At 43.5% G+C, this 18,858-nt stretch carries 18 protein-coding genes; 3 read left to right on the top strand and 15 right to left on the bottom strand.

Going from position 1 to position 18,858, the window contains the following annotated elements; all coding sequences use genetic code 11:
• Positions 1–18 precede the first annotated feature (18 nt).
• Complete coding sequence (locus AC0YOD_RS20650) at positions 19–1,560, bottom strand: replication initiation and membrane attachment family protein (protein ID WP_475801213.1); 1,542 nt, start codon at positions 1,558–1,560, stop codon at positions 19–21.
• A gap of 106 nt (positions 1,561–1,666) precedes the next feature.
• On the bottom strand, positions 1,667–1,957 hold the full coding sequence (locus AC0YOD_RS20645; protein WP_475801212.1) for a YuiB family protein: 291 nt from the start codon (positions 1,955–1,957) through the stop codon (positions 1,667–1,669).
• 164 nt (positions 1,958–2,121) lie between these two features.
• On the opposite strand from AC0YOD_RS20645, the gene hemQ reads away from it, so the two are divergent.
• Complete coding sequence (hemQ, locus tag AC0YOD_RS20640; RefSeq protein ID WP_475801211.1) at positions 2,122–2,868, top strand: hydrogen peroxide-dependent heme synthase; 747 nt, start codon at positions 2,122–2,124, stop codon at positions 2,866–2,868.
• Between the two features lie 67 nt (positions 2,869–2,935).
• Here the strand turns inward: hemQ and AC0YOD_RS20635 are convergent, their stop codons facing one another.
• The 9 genes from AC0YOD_RS20635 to AC0YOD_RS20595 all read right to left on the bottom strand — a co-directional run bounded on the left by AC0YOD_RS20635 (position 2,936) and on the right by AC0YOD_RS20595 (position 13,241).
• Positions 2,936–3,952 carry an ABC transporter substrate-binding protein gene (locus tag AC0YOD_RS20635; protein ID WP_475801210.1) on the bottom strand — a complete coding sequence of 339 codons (1,017 nt, stop codon included), beginning with the start codon at positions 3,950–3,952 and terminating at the stop codon, positions 2,936–2,938.
• A gap of 46 nt (positions 3,953–3,998) precedes the next feature.
• A complete protein-coding gene (locus AC0YOD_RS20630) occupies positions 3,999–5,060 on the bottom strand; it encodes an ABC transporter ATP-binding protein (protein WP_475801209.1) in 1,062 nt (353 codons plus the stop codon).
• Positions 5,044–6,717, bottom strand: a complete 1,674-nt coding sequence (locus AC0YOD_RS20625) for an ABC transporter permease (RefSeq protein ID WP_475801208.1) — start codon at positions 6,715–6,717, stop codon at positions 5,044–5,046. The genes AC0YOD_RS20630 and AC0YOD_RS20625 overlap by 17 nt, the downstream gene beginning before the upstream one ends.
• A 40-nt stretch (positions 6,718–6,757) precedes the next feature.
• Positions 6,758–7,855 (bottom strand): ABC transporter substrate-binding protein, encoded by a 1,098-nt coding sequence (locus AC0YOD_RS20620; protein WP_475801207.1) that lies wholly within the window; start codon positions 7,853–7,855, stop codon positions 6,758–6,760.
• Positions 7,856–8,013: 158 nt separating this feature from the next.
• Positions 8,014–9,285 (bottom strand): PTS ascorbate transporter subunit IIC, encoded by a 1,272-nt coding sequence (locus AC0YOD_RS20615; protein ID WP_475801299.1) that lies wholly within the window; start codon positions 9,283–9,285, stop codon positions 8,014–8,016.
• A gap of 11 nt (positions 9,286–9,296) precedes the next feature.
• A complete protein-coding gene (locus AC0YOD_RS20610; RefSeq protein ID WP_475801206.1) occupies positions 9,297–9,596 on the bottom strand; it encodes a PTS sugar transporter subunit IIB in 300 nt (99 codons plus the stop codon).
• On the bottom strand, positions 9,593–11,680 hold the full coding sequence (locus AC0YOD_RS20605; protein ID WP_475801205.1) for a BglG family transcription antiterminator: 2,088 nt from the start codon (positions 11,678–11,680) through the stop codon (positions 9,593–9,595). Before AC0YOD_RS20605 ends, AC0YOD_RS20610 begins: the two co-directional genes overlap by 4 nt.
• A gap of 98 nt (positions 11,681–11,778) precedes the next feature.
• Complete coding sequence (locus AC0YOD_RS20600) at positions 11,779–12,048, bottom strand: hypothetical protein (protein WP_475801204.1); 270 nt, start codon at positions 12,046–12,048, stop codon at positions 11,779–11,781.
• Positions 12,048–13,241 (bottom strand): NAD(P)/FAD-dependent oxidoreductase, encoded by a 1,194-nt coding sequence (locus tag AC0YOD_RS20595; RefSeq protein WP_475801203.1) that lies wholly within the window; start codon positions 13,239–13,241, stop codon positions 12,048–12,050. The genes AC0YOD_RS20600 and AC0YOD_RS20595 overlap by 1 nt, the downstream gene beginning before the upstream one ends.
• A gap of 437 nt (positions 13,242–13,678) precedes the next feature.
• Between AC0YOD_RS20595 and AC0YOD_RS20590 the strand changes: the two genes are divergently transcribed.
• Positions 13,679–14,680 (top strand): NAD(P)/FAD-dependent oxidoreductase, encoded by a 1,002-nt coding sequence (locus tag AC0YOD_RS20590; protein WP_475801298.1) that lies wholly within the window; start codon positions 13,679–13,681, stop codon positions 14,678–14,680.
• A gap of 90 nt (positions 14,681–14,770) precedes the next feature.
• Positions 14,771–15,013, top strand: coding sequence for a hypothetical protein (locus AC0YOD_RS20585; protein ID WP_475801202.1), 243 nt, complete (start codon positions 14,771–14,773; stop codon positions 15,011–15,013).
• Positions 15,014–15,017: 4 nt separating this feature from the next.
• Here the strand turns inward: AC0YOD_RS20585 and sda are convergent, their stop codons facing one another.
• The 4 genes from sda to AC0YOD_RS20565 all read right to left on the bottom strand — a co-directional run bounded on the left by sda (position 15,018) and on the right by AC0YOD_RS20565 (position 18,637).
• Complete coding sequence (gene sda / locus AC0YOD_RS20580; protein WP_475801201.1) at positions 15,018–15,161, bottom strand: sporulation histidine kinase inhibitor Sda; 144 nt, start codon at positions 15,159–15,161, stop codon at positions 15,018–15,020.
• A gap of 371 nt (positions 15,162–15,532) precedes the next feature.
• Positions 15,533–16,204: a YheC/YheD family protein gene (locus AC0YOD_RS20575; RefSeq protein WP_475801200.1), complete on the bottom strand. Its 672-nt coding sequence runs from the start codon at positions 16,202–16,204 to the stop codon at positions 15,533–15,535.
• Between the two features lie 112 nt (positions 16,205–16,316).
• Positions 16,317–18,488 (bottom strand): DNA topoisomerase III, encoded by a 2,172-nt coding sequence (locus tag AC0YOD_RS20570; RefSeq protein WP_475801199.1) that lies wholly within the window; start codon positions 18,486–18,488, stop codon positions 16,317–16,319.
• The gene (locus AC0YOD_RS20565) at positions 18,485–18,637 is read right to left on the bottom strand and encodes a hypothetical protein (protein ID WP_475801198.1); all 153 of its coding nucleotides are present in this window, start codon (positions 18,635–18,637) and stop codon (positions 18,485–18,487) included. Before AC0YOD_RS20565 ends, AC0YOD_RS20570 begins: the two co-directional genes overlap by 4 nt.
• Positions 18,638–18,858: the final 221 nt, after the last annotated feature.

Raw genomic sequence — 18,858 nt, 5'->3', positions numbered from 1 at the left:
CCGCTCACCTCACCACTCTTATTTTCCGTCTAATTTACGAGCCAGCTTACGCAGCTCCTCCAGCTCATCAGCCGAGACTGCAGAAGCGGACTGGCCCTCTTGTACGATTGGTATGGAAGGCTTTCTGGAAGTGCCGCGACTGTTGCCGCCGCCACGATTTCCACCTTTAGCTCCGCCATATGATCCGCTGCCTGAAGCGCCGAAGCCAGCCGCCGCTTCCTTGCGGCGTTCTTTATCCAGCTCAACCTGCGCTTGCTCGCGTACATATTTGACTGCCTTCTCAAAGGTATCAATTTGCTTGACCAGCATGTTCGACGCAACTGCATCCAAAAAGGTTTTCGTCACACGCTGCGCATCATTAGCTCCTAAAACATAATGAATAAGTACGTTAATAACCGGTGCTGCCAGCTTATAATTCAAATCAATTCGTTCAAATACCCGTTCAATCCAATCGGGAATTGCGCCAGGGAAAAAGCGCTGTAGAAATCGCGTATGCGGTTCATTGCGCATCAACATATTATATTGCTGAACATCACAGCGTCCAAGAAGCTGGTTGGGCACTTGCAAATAATCTTGCTCCTGAACCTCATATTCCTCGGTCAGCTCGTCTGATTCCACCGTTTCCTCATCGGCAATGATTTGCGTACGAGCCAGTGTTCTCTGACGATCGCCTTCCCGCTTCTTATCTTGTCGATAAAATTGATTGGCACGAAGCTGAAGCTCATCCACATTAAGTCCGCCGTTTTCTCCGAATATACCATCCTCATCGAGCAAACGACACACATCGGCAACCGTTAGATTATATTTATAAGCAACATAATTGACTTGAGCCAGCTGATCCTCATCGCCTCGCAGACGTTCAACAAAACGGCGATTGGCAGCGTTTCGTGGAAAACGCAAAATAATTTCACCATATGGGATACCTGCAGTGGCGAGCGCAGGACGCGCTGCCGATTGTCGGGTAGATGCAACTTCTGTCAAAGCCTGCTCCAGCTCATTATCTACCGATTGCATGCTGAGCTTAAACAGTTCATAAAAAGGAACGGATATATTTTCTTTCGTTAATTGTGCATCCGCAAGCTCATCTGGCTCGTTCGCACCAAATGATTCACGAAGCGATATGACAGCATACTTGCCAATCTTATCACGCAGCAGCATCGTTAAATGCATGTTGCGGAAAAACTCGGGAGGGGATAAAGGTCGTACAAGTTCATATTCATATATAACATCAGCATTATCCGGTAATCCTAACCGCGATGTCTGAAGTAAACCTACAGCTTCCAGCTTGGAAGCCTGCTCTATTAAATGCTTGCGTCCCCGTTCATTCATCTCTAGTCCTAAACCAAGAAATAGCTTGCGCTGAGGCTCTAGTGTTGAGTAACCGGAACAACCTTCTGCAATTCCATGATAAAGCTGCTGATAGAATGCGACTGCAAATGCGCCCACCATCGGCTGATAGATAAGCGATATCATTCTATAGTCTAAGCTGCTTAGCGAAAAATCACGAAATATGTAGAACCGGTGATGTTCCGTATACTCCAAAATATTATTAATACGCATATGCCAGCTCCATTTCAAACTTTCATTCTATCATCTTAGCATAAAAACAGCTCGGAGTGAGGGGTCGAAAAATAGAAAAATCCCCCGAATGAGGGATTTTTCTATATTAAAACATTTTGTAGCCGCCCTTGCGAAGCGCTTGAATAGCCCAACCGCTCACGTAGGCTCCAGCGAGCGCTCCGATGACGGGTATGTAATCCACAATCGTATAATGTGCAAAATTTTCAATGGTTGCCGTAGCATTAGGATCCCATGGCGCCCAAATGCCAAGCGGAATCAACACCAAAATAAAACCATATATCGGAAACCACGTTGTTTTGAGCAACATATTCAGTATAAAACCGATGCCGAACATCATGACCAAAAACAGCACCGTGGCTATAATTAATTGTAACATTTTGGCTTCCCCCTTCAGACTCTCGTTTATTAGTTTAATTAATGGCGCTATGGAAGTCAATTAGTGGTAGAGATTTGTCACAAGACCGCCATTTGCTCCCTCTAGCTACATTACGATACAATAGTTTCAGCATCATAAGGGAGCTTGAAAGGAGCGTTTATCCAATGAGTGAAGCAGCACAAACATTAGAGGGCTGGTACGCCCTGCATGATTTCCGCAGTATCGACTGGACAGCATGGCGCTTAGCTGACGAGAGTGAACGCGTTCGCGCGCTGGACGAGCTGCATGCATTTCTGCAGCAATGGACTTCAGTAGAAGAAAATAAAGAAGGCAGCACAGCGGTTTATTCCGTTGTCGGCCAAAAAGCAGATTTTGTTTTCATGCATTTGCGTGAAACGTTGGAAGAGCTAAGCGCAATTGAGACGGCATTCAATAAAACAACCTTTGCTAGTTTTACTTACCCTGTTCATTCCTATGTCAGCGTAGTTGAGCTTAGCAATTACATGGCTCAGCCTGGAGCTGATCCCATGCAAAATCCGGATATTATAGCTAGACTGAAGCCTACTTTGCCTAAAGCCAATCACATCTGCTTCTATCCGATGAACAAACGCCGCGATGGCAATGACAACTGGTATATGCTTGCAATGGACGAGCGCAAGACTTTGATGCGCAGCCACGGCATGATCGGCCGCCAGTACGCTGGCAAAGTTAAACAAATCATTACCGGCTCTGTCGGCTTCGATAACTGGGAGTGGGGCGTAACACTATTTGCAGATGACGCTCTACAATTCAAAAAACTAATTTATGAAATGCGCTTCGACGAGGTTAGCGCTCGTTATGCTGACTTCGGTGATTTCTACGTTGGTAATTTCCTTAACGGCGATAAATTCACTGAACTGCTAAGCATCTAATAAAATAAGAAAAAAGAAAGAGCGTTCAGAATATCTGGAACGCTCTTTCTTTTTTAACCAATAAACCCTATTTTTCAGCATCCAGCACTTCAGTCTGCCACTTGTTTATAAGACGTTCTCTATTGCTGCCTGCCCAATTCACATCATAAGGAATAACGTTCAACGATTCCAGTCGAAAAGCCTCTTCTGGCGGAATGGCATCCTTATGCGTAAGCAATTGATAGTTTCCAACCTGCTTGCCCAGTTCTTGTGCTTGCTTCGTAAGAGCCCAGTCTACAAAAGTTCTGGCTTCCTCTTGATTAGGACCATTTTTGATAATAGCTACAGCGCCTATCTCGTAACCCGTTCCTTCTTTCGGGAAAGAGATCACAATATTTTTAAAGCCTTCCTTAAAAAACTTGATCGCATCATGCGAGAAGGCGATCGCCGTTCCGACATTGCCGTTACCTGCCGCTCTGCCAGAAAGACTTCCCGAAGTGGTATAGGATACACCTTGATCCTTCAAATGCTTCAAATAATCAAACGCCTTCTCCTCTCCAAATAATTGAACGAGAGTAGCCAGCGTTGTATACCCGGTCCCAGAAGAATGAGGTGCACCCATAGCAATCATTCCTCTATATTCCGGTCTCAGAAGATCCTCCCAGGACTGGGGTGCATTTAATCCTGTCTGCTGCAGCCAGGTCTTATTGGAGATAAAGGCGATTGATCCGACGTAGATACCTGTCCAATAGCCCTCAGCATCCTTATATTGCGTATCAATCATCCCTGTGTTCAAGGATTCATAGGGCTCAAGCAGCCCCTCTGATTTGGCTTGAACAAAGGTATCGGCTGTCCCGCCAAACCAGACGCTTGCTGTCGGCTTCCCTCTCTCCTCCCGAATACGATCCAGGATTTCTCCTGCGGAGAGTCGTACATAAGATACTTTAATGCCTGTTTGTTTCTGAAAGGTTTCAATAGCCTTTATGGCATGATCCTCATACAACCCCGCATAAATGACGAGCGAGCCTTTATCTGCATTCGAGCAAGAGGTCAATAGTAGCAGGCTAATCGCAAGGAGAAACAGGCCTCGAATAATTGGTTTCATAGCATGCCTCCCGCTTGCTTTACTCATTCATTGAATGTTTAGGACTTTAAAGGGCGTGTAAGGATTGCTCCGCAAATTTCAGCGATACAAATGACCCTTCTTGGAATACATGCTCTTGAATAGGATTATGCTCGGTTATTTGAATGATTTGTCCATCATATTCAACCTCGTACTCTTGGGTTTGTCCCATGAAGACACTCTTCCTTACACTTCCTACATGTGTTGTGCCTTTCGTTAGAGATACAGCTTCCGGGCGAATAACAACGGTTACCTCACTGTTCAGCTTAAAGCCGGTCCGATTGATTTTCAGCTGCCCTGCTTTTGTTTCAACAATAATATGATCAGATTCTACCCCTTTAACCGTGCCGGAGATAAAATTTGCTGTTCCAATAAAATCAGCGACAAATTTTGTTTTTGGCCGTTGATAAATGTCCATCGGGCTTCCAACCTGCTCGATTTTACCCTTATTCATAACGATGATTAAATCGCTCATGCTTAAGGCCTCACTCTGGTCATGGGTTACATAAATCGCTGTAATGCCTATTCTTTGTTGAAGTCTGCGAATTTCATCACGCATGACAAGCCGAAGCTTGGCGTCCAGATTGGACAAAGGCTCATCGAATAATAGCACGCCGGGCTCCATCACTAGTGCCCTAGCCAATGCTACACGCTGTTGTTGTCCGCCTGATAATTGGGACGGCATCCGCAGCTTGTATTCCCGTAGGTTCATTATATCCAATACATCATTGACTTTCGAGTTAATGGCGTCCTTGGACATTTTTTTCACGCGAAGCCCGTATGCAATGTTATCAAAAATGTTCATATGAGGGAAGAGCGCATAGGATTGGAATACCATCGTACAGTCCCGTTTATTCGGCGGAATAAGATTTACTTTCTCGTCGCCAAAATAAATATCTCCGCCTGAAATCTCTTCAAAGCCAGCCACCATGCGAAGTGTTGTCGTTTTACCGCAGCCTGACGGGCCGAGCAACGTTACGAATTGACCTGCTGGGATATCTAAATTAACATCATTTACAGCATAATTCGTTTTGCCCTGATCACCTTCGTATGATTTGAATACATTTTTCAAGCTAACTGACTTTGCCATAATGATTCCTCCTTTTCGGACCGCTCAACCATTTCACTATTACATTCAATAAGACTAGAGCAATGATCATAATGATGATTAGTATGGTACAATACGCGCTTGCTGCTCCAATTCGCCCTGCCTCGACCTGCGCTAATATAGATGCTGTAATCAGGTTGTACTTTGCAGAGATGAGGAATACAACCGCACTCATAGCCGTCATGCTTTTGACAAAACTGTTTACTAATCCGCTGAAAAAAGCAGATTTGATAAGCGGCAGCACGATGCTAGAGAATACTTTGACCTGACCCGCTCCTAGATTAGTCGCTGCCTCCTCGATGCTTGGATCGATTTGCTGCAGCGCCGCAATACCCGAACGGATACCCACCGGCATTGCTCTTACAACAAAGGCGGCAATAATAATAAGGGCCGTTCCTGTTAAAGCCAGTGGAGCTTTGTTGAAAGCTAAAATATAGCCGATACCGATTACCGTACCTGGAACAGCAATGGACAGCATACTGATTGCTTCCAACGCTTTTTTGCCAAAAAACCGTTTACGAACAATTAAGTAAGCCAATATCATACCTAATAATCCAGCGATAGGTGTTGCAATTACGGCAAGCAATAAGGTATCTTTAATCGCTTTCTTGCCAAGGGAGAGTACATATTTGTAATGATCCAACGTAAAGCTGTTGTTGATTCCCCATAGCTTGATGAAGGAACCGATAGGTACTAGTGCATAGAAAGCAATAACAACAAGAGTGATTATCATGCAAATAGTGAACAGAACGTATTTGATCGGACCTGAATCAATCATTTTACGGACACCGGTAGGCTTGCCTGTTACCGTAACATAGCTTTTTTTACCAACCCAGAAGTTTTGTAAAATATATACGATAGTCGTAATGGTTAAGAGCAGCATCGCTAATGCAGCACCAGCCTGCATATTATAGCTTCCCACTGCCTGCAAATAGATTTCACGAGCAACCGTTGAGTAGTTGCCTCCAATGGTCATTGGGTTACCAAAGTCAGCGAGCGATTGAACAAAAACAAGTAGAAATGCATTCGCAATACCTGGTGTAGAGAGTGGAAGCGTGACGGAAACAAATGTCTTCCATTTTCCTGCACCCATATTTTGACTCGCTTCTTCAAGCGAAGGGCTAATCGAACGTAGCAGTCCGGACAACGTAAGAAAGGCTATCGGGAAATAGGATAACGTTTGTACGAGTACCAGACCATGCAAGCCATAAATATTTGCATTTTCCAGTCCAAAAAGATGTTTCGTGATGAGTCCTTGTTTGCCTAGCAAAAGCATTGCGGACAACGCAATAACGAATGGAGGCGAAATAACCGGAAGGATCGCGATAGCGTTGAAAAGTCGTTTAAATGGAACCTTTACATAAGCAAAAGTATAAGCGAACATATACGCTATTGCTGTGGACATCGTTGCTGTCAATAGACCGAGTACGAGTGAATTGGTCAAGGAGCGGAAGAGGCCCCCCCCTGACAACACCCGCTCATAACCTTCCATCCCGATACTTCCATCACTTGATATGAAGCTTGATTTCAATATTTGAAATAAGGGGAATAATATGAAAACAATTAAGCAGAGCGCTACTAACACGATTAGTAACGGCAGCAGCGGCTCGCGCTTGAATCTTTTAAACATTGCGCTCATACAAGCTCTCTCTCCTCTCAGGATGATGATTTTTCATGTTTTATTTGCTAACGTCTGCACTCCATTTATCGATGATGCGTTGACGCTCGGAACCCGCTTCTTCAATGTTGTAATCAATTAGATTAATCTTGCTCATATCCACCGCTTGTTCTGGACCAACTGCATCTGAGTTCGTGATGTTTTGGAAGCTGCCAACCGTTTTGCCGATTTCTTGCGCTTTAGGCGACAAAGCCCAATCTACAAATGCTTTGGCCAAGTCTTGGTTTTTGGAGTTTTTAATAATACCGATTGATCCTGTCTCGTAGCCCGTGCCATCCTCTGGGAATGACATAATCAAGTTGTCATAGCCTTCTTCTTGGTATTTGATAATATCATGTGCGAAAAGAATACCTACGCCTGCTTCGCCCATTCCAACCATGCGGCCTGGAGCCGCGCCGCTTGTTGTGTATTGCTGTACTTGAGGGTGAAGCTGTTTCAAGTAGTCAAAGCCTTTGTTCTCATCGCCAAATACTTTAAGTATGCTGTAAATCGCCGTATAAGCTGTTCCCGACGATGCCGGAGATGCCATAACGATTTCACCTTTAAGTTTTGGATCAAGCAGATCAGCCCAGCTCTTTGGAGCTTCTATTCCTTTTTTCTCAAGAAATTCTTTATTGGATGCAAAACCAACAGCTCCGACATAAACGCCTGTCCAATAGCCATTCGCATCTTTATATTTCGCATCAATTTTTTCTGCAACAGGTGACACATAAGGTTGAAGCAGATCTTCGCTTACTGCTTGTACGAAAGTATCTGCCGGTCCGCCGTACCAAACGCTTGCTTGCGGGTTATCTTTTTCTGCGCGTACTTTAGCTAAAATTTCACCTGCAGACATACGAATCATTTCTGCTTTAATGCCGGTATCCTTCGAAAACTGCTCGATCGCTTTTACCGCATGATCCTCTTGGAAGCCAATGTACACCGTTAATTTGCCGTCAAGCTTCGGTGCTGTTGTCTCCTTCGTCTCTTTGGATGCATCGGTTGGCGTGTTGCCTGCCGGCTTATTAACCGCATTATTCGTTGCATTTGACCCGCATCCAGCAAACATCATTGCCGCTAGAACAACAGTAGCCATTTTACCTGCCCATTTCATTTTCATATCCTTTGACCTCCCTTATTTATTGGAACAAGCCTAATTATAGTGAATCCGCTTACAATTAAGCTATATTAACGTTTTGCCGTTTGAAACGGCAATAAAGTACAAAAAAAAGAAAGCCTCTTCCGAGGCTTTCTTAGACTTTTGCTAAACGCTGCGTGCTATAAATTAAAAAACCATTTTAAGATGCCATGAACAATTATTCCGATAATGGAGAAATCAATATCTGCAAAGGTTGTCCGTAAATAACCGAGATTAGAGAGAAGAGGTACTAGAAATACAGGCAATAGTGTCAGAACAAAGCCATGAATGAGCGATGCGACAATAAGTCCCTTCTTCCCGCCTATTTTATAAGCGATAACACCTGCAGCTCCACCAGAGAAGAAGTTCGGAATAACACCGGGAATAATGACCGTATACTGCAGCTGCATTAACATAATCATTGCTCCAAGACCGCCTGCAAAGCTTAAAAGGAAACCTGTAACAGCCGCGAAGGGAGCGTAGCTAAACAGGACGGGACAGTCTAATGCAGGTATCGCTCCAGGCACAACACGATCAGCAATCCCCTTGAAGGCTGGCACAATCTCTGAGAGCATCATCCGTACGCCTGCTAAGACAATGTAACAGCCTCCTGCAAACCAGGTGGCTTGAATAATGGATACGATTATAAAATTGCGGCCCGCGAACATATTCTCAATGCTTCCGGGCGGAGCAAATAGGCTTGCTATAGCAAATAGCACAAACGTAAAACCAAATATAACAACCATATGGTCCTGAAATATGACGCTTAGCTTATTTCTTTTTATTGGTTTCTCTGGTTCTTTGGCAGGCTTGAACATGGATGCAATGAAACCGCTTAACAAATAACCAACACTGTTAAAATGACCGATTGCAAATTGATCGCCGCCAATAATTTTCCGTACATAGGGCTGTGTAATCATTGGAGCAAGCGACATGCTTATTGCCAGTATAATGCCTCCAGTCAGCATCGTCTGCCATGGCTCTAGTGAGCTGGCAAGCAGCAAGGCGGCAAGCAGTGCAGACATGAATAGCATATGATGGCCTGCCAAAAAGATATATTTTGCTCGAGTAAATCTTGCAATGACCAAATGGACAACCATACCGATGAGCATAATAATAGCCATCTCTTGACCATAATTAATTTGAGTCATGGCAGTTGTCGTTTCATTATGCGGGATGATGCCTATAATTTGAAAACCGTTTTGAATAACAGCTGACATATTAGACAGGGACGCACCCGTTTCCGTCGCACCAATCTGCATCAATTTAAACCCAATCATCGTCTTGATCGTTCCGCTCAGCAGCTTTTGCAAGGGCTGCTTCTGCAACAACAGTCCAATAAAAGCGATACATCCCAGCAATAGCGCTGGTTCACCTAACAAACCATTATTTATCCACTGTACAGCGTTCATCGTCACTCACCTTACTCCATTTCGGTTAGCCACTGCTGGAAAGTTATACTTTTTATCAGTTCACCTTTTAAATATTGCCTGTCCATTATATCATTGAGCGCAATGATTTCGACATTTTCAGGCTCTTCAATGGAATCGACAATGTAGGATGAACAAACGATTAATTTCGCATGATAGGCTCGCAAGGAGGTCACATCTGTATGCTCAACTGCAATATTGCAGTTCAATTCCTTCAAAATGGCTTCTAAATTTATCCGTATCATGAGGCTTGTCCCAAGTCCGCTGTTACAGGCAACCAGTATTTTTCTCATAGGACCTCCTTGTTTTGCAAGCGTTCCCATATTTCTATTGGATTGGAAGCTGTTTTTAAATCGTTTACAAAGCTCGAATCATTCAATGCATCCAATAATGTACTTAATGCCGTAATATGTTGTTCTTTATCGACAGCAGCAAGTGTAATCATTAGCCATACTGGATGCTCCGATGGCCCCATCAGCACCGGTTCACGAAACGTAACCAAGCTGAATGCGGTTTCTGTTACATCATCCGGCATGTAGGCATGCGGGAAATACACACCCGGGTGAATCAGAAAAGAATGCTTGCTCGATATAATCATATCAACAAGTTTCTGCTCATATCGAATATTGGAACAGCCTCTTGAAATAAGCAGCCGGCTTCCGAATCTTACTGCAGATTCCCAGTCCGTCGGCTCCAGCTGCAGACATATGGAGGATACGGGCAGAAGCTCGCTTAATAGATTAGACCTTTCACTTCCTTGAATGCTTGCCCCTTGCAGAAGCAGCAGCAACTCCTCTAGTAATTTACTTCGGTTATAAACAGCAGCATTCCGATCAATTATTTTCATAATATCATTAACCGTCTGTATGTTTTCCGCCGCTACTCTGTCTTCTTTCGATGTAATCCCCCAAAAATTAGCTATTTTCTGTTGATCCTCTTCAGTCAGCAAGGGAGAAACCTTTAACCAAGGAATTGGAATCGTATGGCTTATATCTATCGTTGTAAGCACCGCATCGGTCTCTTCTGAGGTTAAAGAAGCAGAGTCTTTGTAAGAGCAGGTTCTGACCACCTCTAATTGTGGAAAGATATAAGACAGTCTTCTTTTGATAATGGCAGAAGTGCCGATACCCGAGCCGCAAACAATCGTGACCCTCTTCTTTGTATTGAGCACATGGGGAACAATACCGCTTGCTATATGAAGCATAATGTAACCGATCTCATCACGGTCAAAAGTAATCGACATTTTGCCCATAACATCGTTAACGACTTTCTCCAAGATTTCAAGCAGAGACCCATATTGCTGCTCCAGCTGCTTCATCAATGGATTTTTTAATTGAAGATTAAACTTCGCACGATAAATGGCAGGCTTCAAATGAATAGAGAACCCTTTGACTGCTTGTTTTGTTAGCTGCAATTGATAACCAAGCACCACTTCCGTACGCTTAATGATCTCGTTAGCTAGCTGAACTAATACATCATCTTTCGATTGAACATTTTGTTTTTGGGCGCCTAGTACATGCTGAGTCATGTATCCAATCTCAGATTGTGGGAGCTGTACGCCAAAATGCTTCTCCATATCTGGTACGATATTCGTTTTTATTAATTGAAATATTTCCGTACTCTCCAGCTCTTTCTGCAATTCTCCATCTATCTCAATCGTATGCTGATGCTTCAATCTCTCCATCGCCATTAACAAATGAAGGGTAATCGTCGAATAACCCGCATCTGCAAACTGCATATCCAACATTTCTTCAAGCTGTTGTATCGTAGCGAAAATAATCTGTATATCTTCTGACTTAAACCACATATTCAAAAAAGAGACGGAAGAGTCCTGTTTCTCTACCCTATTGAACATATAGCGGAACAGCTTGTCTTCTGTAATCTCTGCGCGCAGAAGCTCCAAGTAGGCGCTCCGCTTGGCTTGCTCGCTTCCTGAAATCGATATCGTACCGCGTGCTTTATTAAACTTCAAGTTGCGTTGAATAACCCATTCCTTTATAACTGCTAAATCAACCAACAAGGTACTGATGCTAATTCCAAAGTCTTCGGTTACTTGTTCCATGGAAACCATACTCTTCTGCAATAGCAATTTGAGCAGAAGATTAATTCGTTGATCGGAATCCATAAAAACAGGCCGCTGACTCATTTTCTGCTCCAGCATCTCCATTTGCACAAGATCTTGAGATAATCTTACACCTTTGAGACGATGACGCTCCAGTTGAACGTTATGCTCTCTAAGCCAATCCTCCATTTGCTGCAAATCAAGGCGAACCGTTCGATCAGAAATTTGATACTGATCGCTAAGCTGGTGTAATGAAATATAATCATTCGCTTCCATAAGCTGATTTAGAATACGCTGCTGTCTGCTGGTAATCATGGATGCCACCTTTGATTTTTTTCATAATCATTACATAAAAGGCTTTCGCTGCGCAACCGTTTACTGTTGCCAAGCGAAAGCCTTTATGATTAATACTGTTATTTATCTTCGTCCTCATCATCTTCTTCTTCCAGACCGAGCCGTTTTGCTTCCAAATAACGCTCTGTAGCTCTATCGCGCTCACGACCCTTCTCCTTCAACCGTTCGATCGCAGGTTGAATGAGAAGATCAACTTCCTTTTGCACCGTATAGGCCAAGTCATAACGCGTTTGCGATTCTAGAAAGGAACCGACCTCCATCAAAGCATTGTAACGATCAAGCTCATCTCTCGTAAGCAAACCGCGAACTTGTACGCTGCAATGTCTCATTATAGAAATTTCCCTTTACGAAGAACGAGTGTAATCCCGCCGATAATGAAAAGATAACGAAGATCTATCAACTTTTTCAACCAAGCTGCTTTACGACCTTTATACTTTTTGCCAAAAGCAATACCGATTGCTTCCCCTTTACCAAGGGATGCTACTGTACCTTTATTGCTGAATGTGAAGCCCTTCAGCGGTTGATTGCGAATCGAAGCTACAAGGTTATGTGCACATACAACACCTTGCTGCATAGCAATTTGAGCAGTCGGAGGGTACGGACGGCCTTCCGGATTAAACATCAATGAATTGTCGCCAACGACATAGATGTTTTCATTGCCTGGGGAACGAAGGAATTCATCAACCTTCACGCGTCCACGCATCGTTTCAAAGCCTGCCTCTTCAATAAGACGATTACCGCGAATTCCACCCGTCCAAATAACGGTTGCCGATTTGATTTCTTCGCCTTCGCCGACAACTACGCCTTCTGGTGAGCATTCTTTAATTGCGGTACCGATACGGAATGTAACACCCTTCTTCGTCAATACTTCCATCCCATATTCAACAAGCTCAGGATCGAAGCCTGGAAGAGCTGATGGTGCAGCTTCAATATTATATATTTTCACAAGAGCCGGATCTACATCAAATTGCTTGCAAAGCTCAGGGATGCGATCAGAAAGCTCACCCACAAACTCGATACCTGTAAAGCCTGCGCCGCCAACTACAAACGTCAAATAATCCGTACGATGAGGCTCGCGCTTGAAACGGGCAAATTGGTATTCTATATGTTCACGGATCAAACGAACCGAGTTAATGCTGCGGATGTTCATAGCATGCTCGCCAAGACCTGGAATACCGAATGTCTCAGGCTCTCCGCCAAGACCAATAACCAAATAATCATAGGACAACGTGCCGTCCTCAAGGATGACCTTTTTTTCCTGCGGACGGATTTGTACCACAGTTGATTTAACGAAATCAATTTTAAATTCATCGATCAATTTGGAAATGCTCACTCGCGCATTTTCTGGATTGTCCGTGCCGGCAGCCGGCATATGCAGATGTGTCGTAATGTAGTGATAGTCATGCTTATTTACAAGCGTAACGTCGGCTTCATTGTAATTTAATTCTTTTTGCAAGCGAAGCGCAGTTAGAACACCGCCGTAACCTGCACCAAGAATAACAATTTTAGGTATGTTACTCATAGTATGATCCCATCCATTCCTCTTATCTTTGTATAAATATAAGCACATGCAAATTTTTATTTATCACTGTGCCTATACCGTACTATTTATCGTATGCAGAACCGCTTAAGGATAGCGGCATTCGTTATACTTATTCTATTGTGAAAAATTACACAAGCTAAACCGAATGTTTATTATTATCGTTCAGTGTGTTCTAAATCAAGGTTTCTTATCACTGAATTGCTCCAAATGACTTGCTAAAAACCGACAGTTTTCGCCAACTTTAGCAACCTGTTCTGTGCATTACATACATCAGAAATTTTACATAGTTTTCATTCAAAGTACAAGAGCAAAATGTACGAATTTCTTTAGAACTCTATACAAATTAATATTTCCTTCTTCATGATCAAAAGTTTATAATTGAATTTGAAACGCTTTATAAAGAGGAGGTGGCTGCACTGTCTAATGCTTTAACACCCGTAACCCCTGTCGATATCATCATTATCGGAGGCGGGCCAACTGGATTATTCGCTGCTTTCTACGGCGGAATGCGCCAAGCATCAGTTAAACTCATTGAAAGTATGCCGCAGCTGGGAGGTCAACTTGCTGCACTCTATCCAGAAAAATATATTTATGATGTAGCAGGTTTTCCAAAAGTAACAGCTCAAGAGCTAGTGGATCGTCTCAAGGAGCAGCTTCAGCATTTCAACCCAGAAATATGTTTAGAAGAGAAGGTCGTAAATGTTATCAAACATGACGAACACCTCTTTGAAATCATAACAGACAAAGCCTCTCATTATGCTAAAGCCGTTATTATTACAGCAGGAGTGGGCGCATTTGAACCACGCCGCCTTGAACTGCCGGAAGCGGCATCGTATGAGAAAAAAAATCTTCATTATTTTGTTGGTGATCTTCAGCGCTTTAGCGGAAAAAAAGTACTCATTAGCGGTGGAGGCGACTCAGCTGTGGATTGGGCGCTAATGCTGGAGCCGATAGCGGAGAGCGTTACGCTAATACATCGCCGCGACAAATTTCGTGCACACGAGCATAGCGTAGAAAATCTAATGAATTCGAAAGTGAATATCATAACACCAACAGAAATCACCGCTCTTCACGGTGATGAATTCATCCATAAAGTAACCTTAACCCACGTTAAAACAAATGAAACAACAGAAATAGATGTAGATGCTGTCATTATTAATTTCGGCTTTATTTCATCACTTGGTCCGATTGCTGATTGGGGCATCGACATACAAGGCGGATCGATTGTAGTAGATACCAGAATGGAAACAAACGTTGCAGGCATCTTCGCTGCAGGTGATATTACAACCTATCCAGGCAAGCTTAAACTTATCGCCGTCGGTTTTGGAGAAGCACCAACAGCCATAAACAACGCGAAGGTCTACATAGATCCAAGTGCGAAGCTGTCGCCTGGTCACAGCAGCAATATGAAGCTTTAAAAAATAAACATAAGGGTATCCTATTCTTGGTGAAGGTCATTCATGCACCTATCGCATACATATGCGCAGTGCGCCAAGGAGGATACCCTTATGTTTTGTCCCGTTTGCAACGGATTTCAAGCCTTAGAAGCGCTTTGTTTGTTTTGTTCCGGAAAGGTTAGTGATTTGGGCAGATTATCAGACTTCGCAGATCCTTATGCACCTTACGAGCAGATCGTGGACGAACAGCCTTTAAGCTATTCACAATTGGGAAATGATGCAGCATGCAAGCATGTTATATATTGTTCAACCTGTAAGCAAACAACGGAGATATCGGTATCGTCTACGGAATAAAGAATTATGCCGTAATTTTATGCAACTCAGGATTGACGCATCTGCGTTTCATTTCTATTGCAAGCATTAGTATAAATTCTGCTTCTAATTCAAATTGAATAGCTGCATAATAAGTGTCTACTAGCAATTCGTCAGAGAGTAGGTCCATTACTACACACCCTTTCTTCCATACTTTGGTTATTTCTTTTTAATAGTAGCATGGCACTATTCCAAAGGACAACAGTCCCGGTTATGCACAATATACTGTGGATACTATGTTAACAGTGTGTGTATATATGTAGAATAATGAGGAATAACAGCGTGGATAATGTGGATATACTTATCCACAGTCATTTCTTTGGAGGTTTCTATAAAAAACTTTAATCAGAATCTATGAATCTATTAATGGAATATTTTAACGACATTTACTATTATGCACTTTAACGATTAAAAGGACTGTACCCAAAAGGCTTTTTATCACCTTTTGAGACAGCCCTTTATTTTGCTGAAATATCTATTTAATAGAATCAGAGATTCACTTTACTGAGGACGTGTGTTCACTTCGAAAATCCAAATTTTACCTGATCTATCGATTCCGTAATCAAATCCTAACTGCCCGATTCCCGGAAATTTTCTTTCCAGTAAACTTGTCGACAACACAGTAAGCTTACGCATTTCTTGCTTCTTCGTCGATACTTGACTAGGAGACAACGAACGACTGATACCTTGTGCAGCTGTGACCAACGTGCCTCCACGGCATAAATTGGTTACAAACAGACCAGGTTTAGCAATCCGACCCACGATTGCTCGGTATACCCAGCCTTTCCCCGCCTTCACATACTTTACTCGATAATCGATCGGTCTTCCGTCCACTGTTGCCAAATAAATTCCTTTTTGAATAATATAGGCACGACGCTTCCGCTTCCTATTCAGCGAACTTACTAACGCTGCAAAATTAGAAAAACGTTTCGTCTGTGAATAATAAGTATATGCATAGCCACTAGCTTCACGGGTCACCTTGATCACACCATGTCCGCCTGCGCCGACAACTGGCTTTACGACAACCATCCCATGAGTATTCAACATGCTTCTCAAGTGATTTGCCGTAAATCGCTTTGTAGGAGGTATATGCGGTGCAATAAAGGGATGCGACAACAATACAGACGTCTTGGCCCATTTGCTTGCAAGCTGTCTTCCTTGATGTTCAACCAACGCTATCTATCCCCTTCCCTATCGCTTTATCCATAGCATATGACAGAGTCATAGCTGTCTCTTGGATGAATGACGGAGGTTAGGAGCCTTTATTAGTCAAAATGAAGCCATTCTATTTATCTGATTGTTTCTCCATCGCTGCTTTCAGCTTATCTGCCAAGCTGTTTGATAGAGAAGCATTGTCGCTATACTGTGAGATAAGCTTCTCATTCTGCTTGCGATTGACTTTACCGCCTTGCTTATCACCTAGCATTTCAATAACATTACATGGTCGACACTGCGCATATTTCCCTGCTTTGCCATCATGAATTTCCATCTTCTTGCGACATTGTGGACAGCGCTTATTAGAAAGTGCCGGTTCTGCTGCACGTCTGTAGCCGCATTCACGATCGGAGCACAGGAGCGACTTTCCGCGCTTGCCGTTTATTTCAAGCAAAGGCTTCTCGCACTCAGGGCAGCGGGAATGTGTTAAGTTATGCGGCTTATATTCCTTCGTTACGCTAATGACCTCAGATACCCATTTCGATGCCTGCTCGCGTACGTTACGCATGAAAGCAGCCGGATCACCTTTTCCTTTTGCAATCCGCTCCAAATCCTGTTCCCAACGAGAGGTCAAATCAGGGCTCTTCAGCTCGGTAACAACCAGTTCAATCAGCTGCTTACCTTTTCCAGTAGGCATCAGTTTATTTTGTGAACGAGTAATGGTATCCGTCCCAAGCAGCTTCTCAATAATATCGGCACGTGTTGCAGGGGTACCCAAACCATGCTTCTCCATTCGAGTAAGCAATGTTGCTTCTGTATAACGAGATGGAGGCATTGTACGCAGTTCTCGCACCTTTGACTGTTTGATCGGAATAGCTTGTCCAAGAGTCAGCGCTGGTAGCAGCTGTGCCGGCTGGCGATCCCCAGTACCTTGCCCAGAGGTGCTGCCTTCACTATCCTCTTCATCCTCATCACTGCTAGTTGAATAGCTCGTTGCTTGATAGATTTCCTTCCAGCCCTTATCCTTCTCAATCTTACCCTTTGCATAGAGACGATCCTTGCCAACTGCAAGAACGACGCTTGTCTCATCATAGCGGTATGGCCCATAAAATAGTGCAATAAATCGTCTGACAATGAGATCATATAACTTCCGTTCATCCGTGCTTAATGCTGCTAAGTTAACATATTGCTCCGTAGGAATGATAGCATGGTGATCCGAAACCTTACTGTCATCAACGATTCTCTTCGTGACTGGCAGCTGCACCCTCAGCAGCTTACGCGCTAACTGGGCATATGGACCAACAGCAATGCTCTCCAAGCGACCTTTTAGCGTTGAGACCATATCGCTCGTCAAATATCTGGAATCGGTACGCGGATACGTGACCAGCTTATGCTGCTCATAAAGCTTTTGAAGCACATTCGATGTTTGCTTTGCTGAAAATCCCAGCTTCTTATTTGCATCCCGCTGAAGCTCGGTCAAATCATAGGCTTGCGGATGAGACTCTGTCTTCTCGGTCGTACGAAGCTTGTCCACTTTCACAGTGCCGCTTCCCAATCGAGCAATGACCGAATCTGCTTGTGTCCGATCCCAAATTCTTCCGTCATGGGTATCCTGTTCACGCCAAAGCGCGGAAAAAGTACCGAAATCAACCGTTACATTCCAATAAGGCTGAGATTGAAAGGATTGAATTTCAGCCTCACGTTCCATCATCATATTCAAAGTAGGCGTCTGCACCCGACCCGCAGCGAGCTGAGCATTATATTTCGTAGTTAAAGCTCTTGTGACATTTAAGCCTATCAGCCAATCCGCTTCAGCCCTGCATACAGCAGAGGCATACAGATTGTTATAATCCTTACCTGGCTTCAACGTGTTAAAGCCATCCTTAATTGCCTTATCTGTCTGAGATGAAATCCAAAGCCGCTTAAACGGCTTACGCCAATGAACGAGCTCCATAATCCAGCGGGCTACCAGCTCGCCTTCTCGACCTGCATCGGTTGCTATGATGAGCTCACTAATATCTTGACGCTTGCAAAGCTGTGCAACTGCACGGAATTGCTGTGACGTTTCTTTCATAATCTTTAAATTCATTTTTGGAGGGAGAAGCGGCAAATCCTCCAAATTCCATGTCTTATATTTCGGATTATAATCCTCTGGCTCAGCCAGTGTCACTAAATGGCCGAGCGCCCAAGTTACAACATATTTAGGGCCTTCCATATATCCTTTATGCTTCTGTCCACATCCTAGAACGCGGGCAATTTCCTTTGCTACGCTAGGCTTTTCTGCTAGTACAAGCGATTTCATTCGGTTACTCGCTCCATTTCATTAGATTCGTTTTGCAATAAAAACGGATCATTCACTATGACGAAACGATACCATAGGGTTGCATCCTTCGCAACGCTTCCAACATCAACGCCCCCTAGCCCACCCAACCGAACTCCAGTTAGGCTCACGCCCATGACACTTAAAATGTCTTTTACGCCGAGGCAAACAAATGAGGAAACGTAATATAAAACCCTCGCATGACGAGACTTGATCAGCAACTAATTTCATATTCCGAAACTAATTCAAACATTCAGCTAAAATAATGTTCAATAGCTGCAATTATTGAAACTAATGCGCTAATTAGCTAGTAAACCTCACCTGTTACAAAGGATTAGTGTCAAATACTGAA

The organism is Paenibacillus sp. J31P13 (assembly GCF_056269295.1).
Note: the sequence above shows the minus strand (reverse complement) of the source record. Positions and strands in the feature narration are given on the sequence as shown.

Excerpts from the sequence above, each read along its gene's own strand:
- AC0YOD_RS20650 (WP_475801213.1), bottom strand. The coding sequence starts at position 1,560 with ATGCGTATTAATAATATTTTGGAGTATACGGAACATCACCGGTTCTAC.
- AC0YOD_RS20645 (WP_475801212.1), bottom strand. The coding sequence starts at position 1,957 with ATGTTACAATTAATTATAGCCACGGTGCTGTTTTTGGTCATGATGTTC.
- hemQ (WP_475801211.1), top strand. The coding sequence starts at position 2,122 with ATGAGTGAAGCAGCACAAACATTAGAGGGCTGGTACGCCCTGCATGAT.
- AC0YOD_RS20635 (WP_475801210.1), bottom strand. The coding sequence starts at position 3,952 with ATGAAACCAATTATTCGAGGCCTGTTTCTCCTTGCGATTAGCCTGCTA.
- AC0YOD_RS20630 (WP_475801209.1), bottom strand. The coding sequence starts at position 5,060 with ATGGCAAAGTCAGTTAGCTTGAAAAATGTATTCAAATCATACGAAGGT.
- AC0YOD_RS20625 (WP_475801208.1), bottom strand. The coding sequence starts at position 6,717 with ATGAGCGCAATGTTTAAAAGATTCAAGCGCGAGCCGCTGCTGCCGTTA.
- AC0YOD_RS20620 (WP_475801207.1), bottom strand. The coding sequence starts at position 7,855 with ATGAAAATGAAATGGGCAGGTAAAATGGCTACTGTTGTTCTAGCGGCA.
- AC0YOD_RS20615 (WP_475801299.1), bottom strand. The coding sequence starts at position 9,285 with ATGAACGCTGTACAGTGGATAAATAATGGTTTGTTAGGTGAACCAGCG.
- AC0YOD_RS20610 (WP_475801206.1), bottom strand. The coding sequence starts at position 9,596 with ATGAGAAAAATACTGGTTGCCTGTAACAGCGGACTTGGGACAAGCCTC.
- AC0YOD_RS20605 (WP_475801205.1), bottom strand. The coding sequence starts at position 11,680 with ATGATTACCAGCAGACAGCAGCGTATTCTAAATCAGCTTATGGAAGCG.
- AC0YOD_RS20600 (WP_475801204.1), bottom strand. The coding sequence starts at position 12,048 with ATGAGACATTGCAGCGTACAAGTTCGCGGTTTGCTTACGAGAGATGAG.
- AC0YOD_RS20595 (WP_475801203.1), bottom strand. The coding sequence starts at position 13,241 with ATGAGTAACATACCTAAAATTGTTATTCTTGGTGCAGGTTACGGCGGT.
- AC0YOD_RS20585 (WP_475801202.1), top strand. The coding sequence starts at position 14,771 with ATGTTTTGTCCCGTTTGCAACGGATTTCAAGCCTTAGAAGCGCTTTGT.
- sda (WP_475801201.1), bottom strand. The coding sequence starts at position 15,161 with ATGGACCTACTCTCTGACGAATTGCTAGTAGACACTTATTATGCAGCT.
- AC0YOD_RS20570 (WP_475801199.1), bottom strand. The coding sequence starts at position 18,488 with ATGAAATCGCTTGTACTAGCAGAAAAGCCTAGCGTAGCAAAGGAAATT.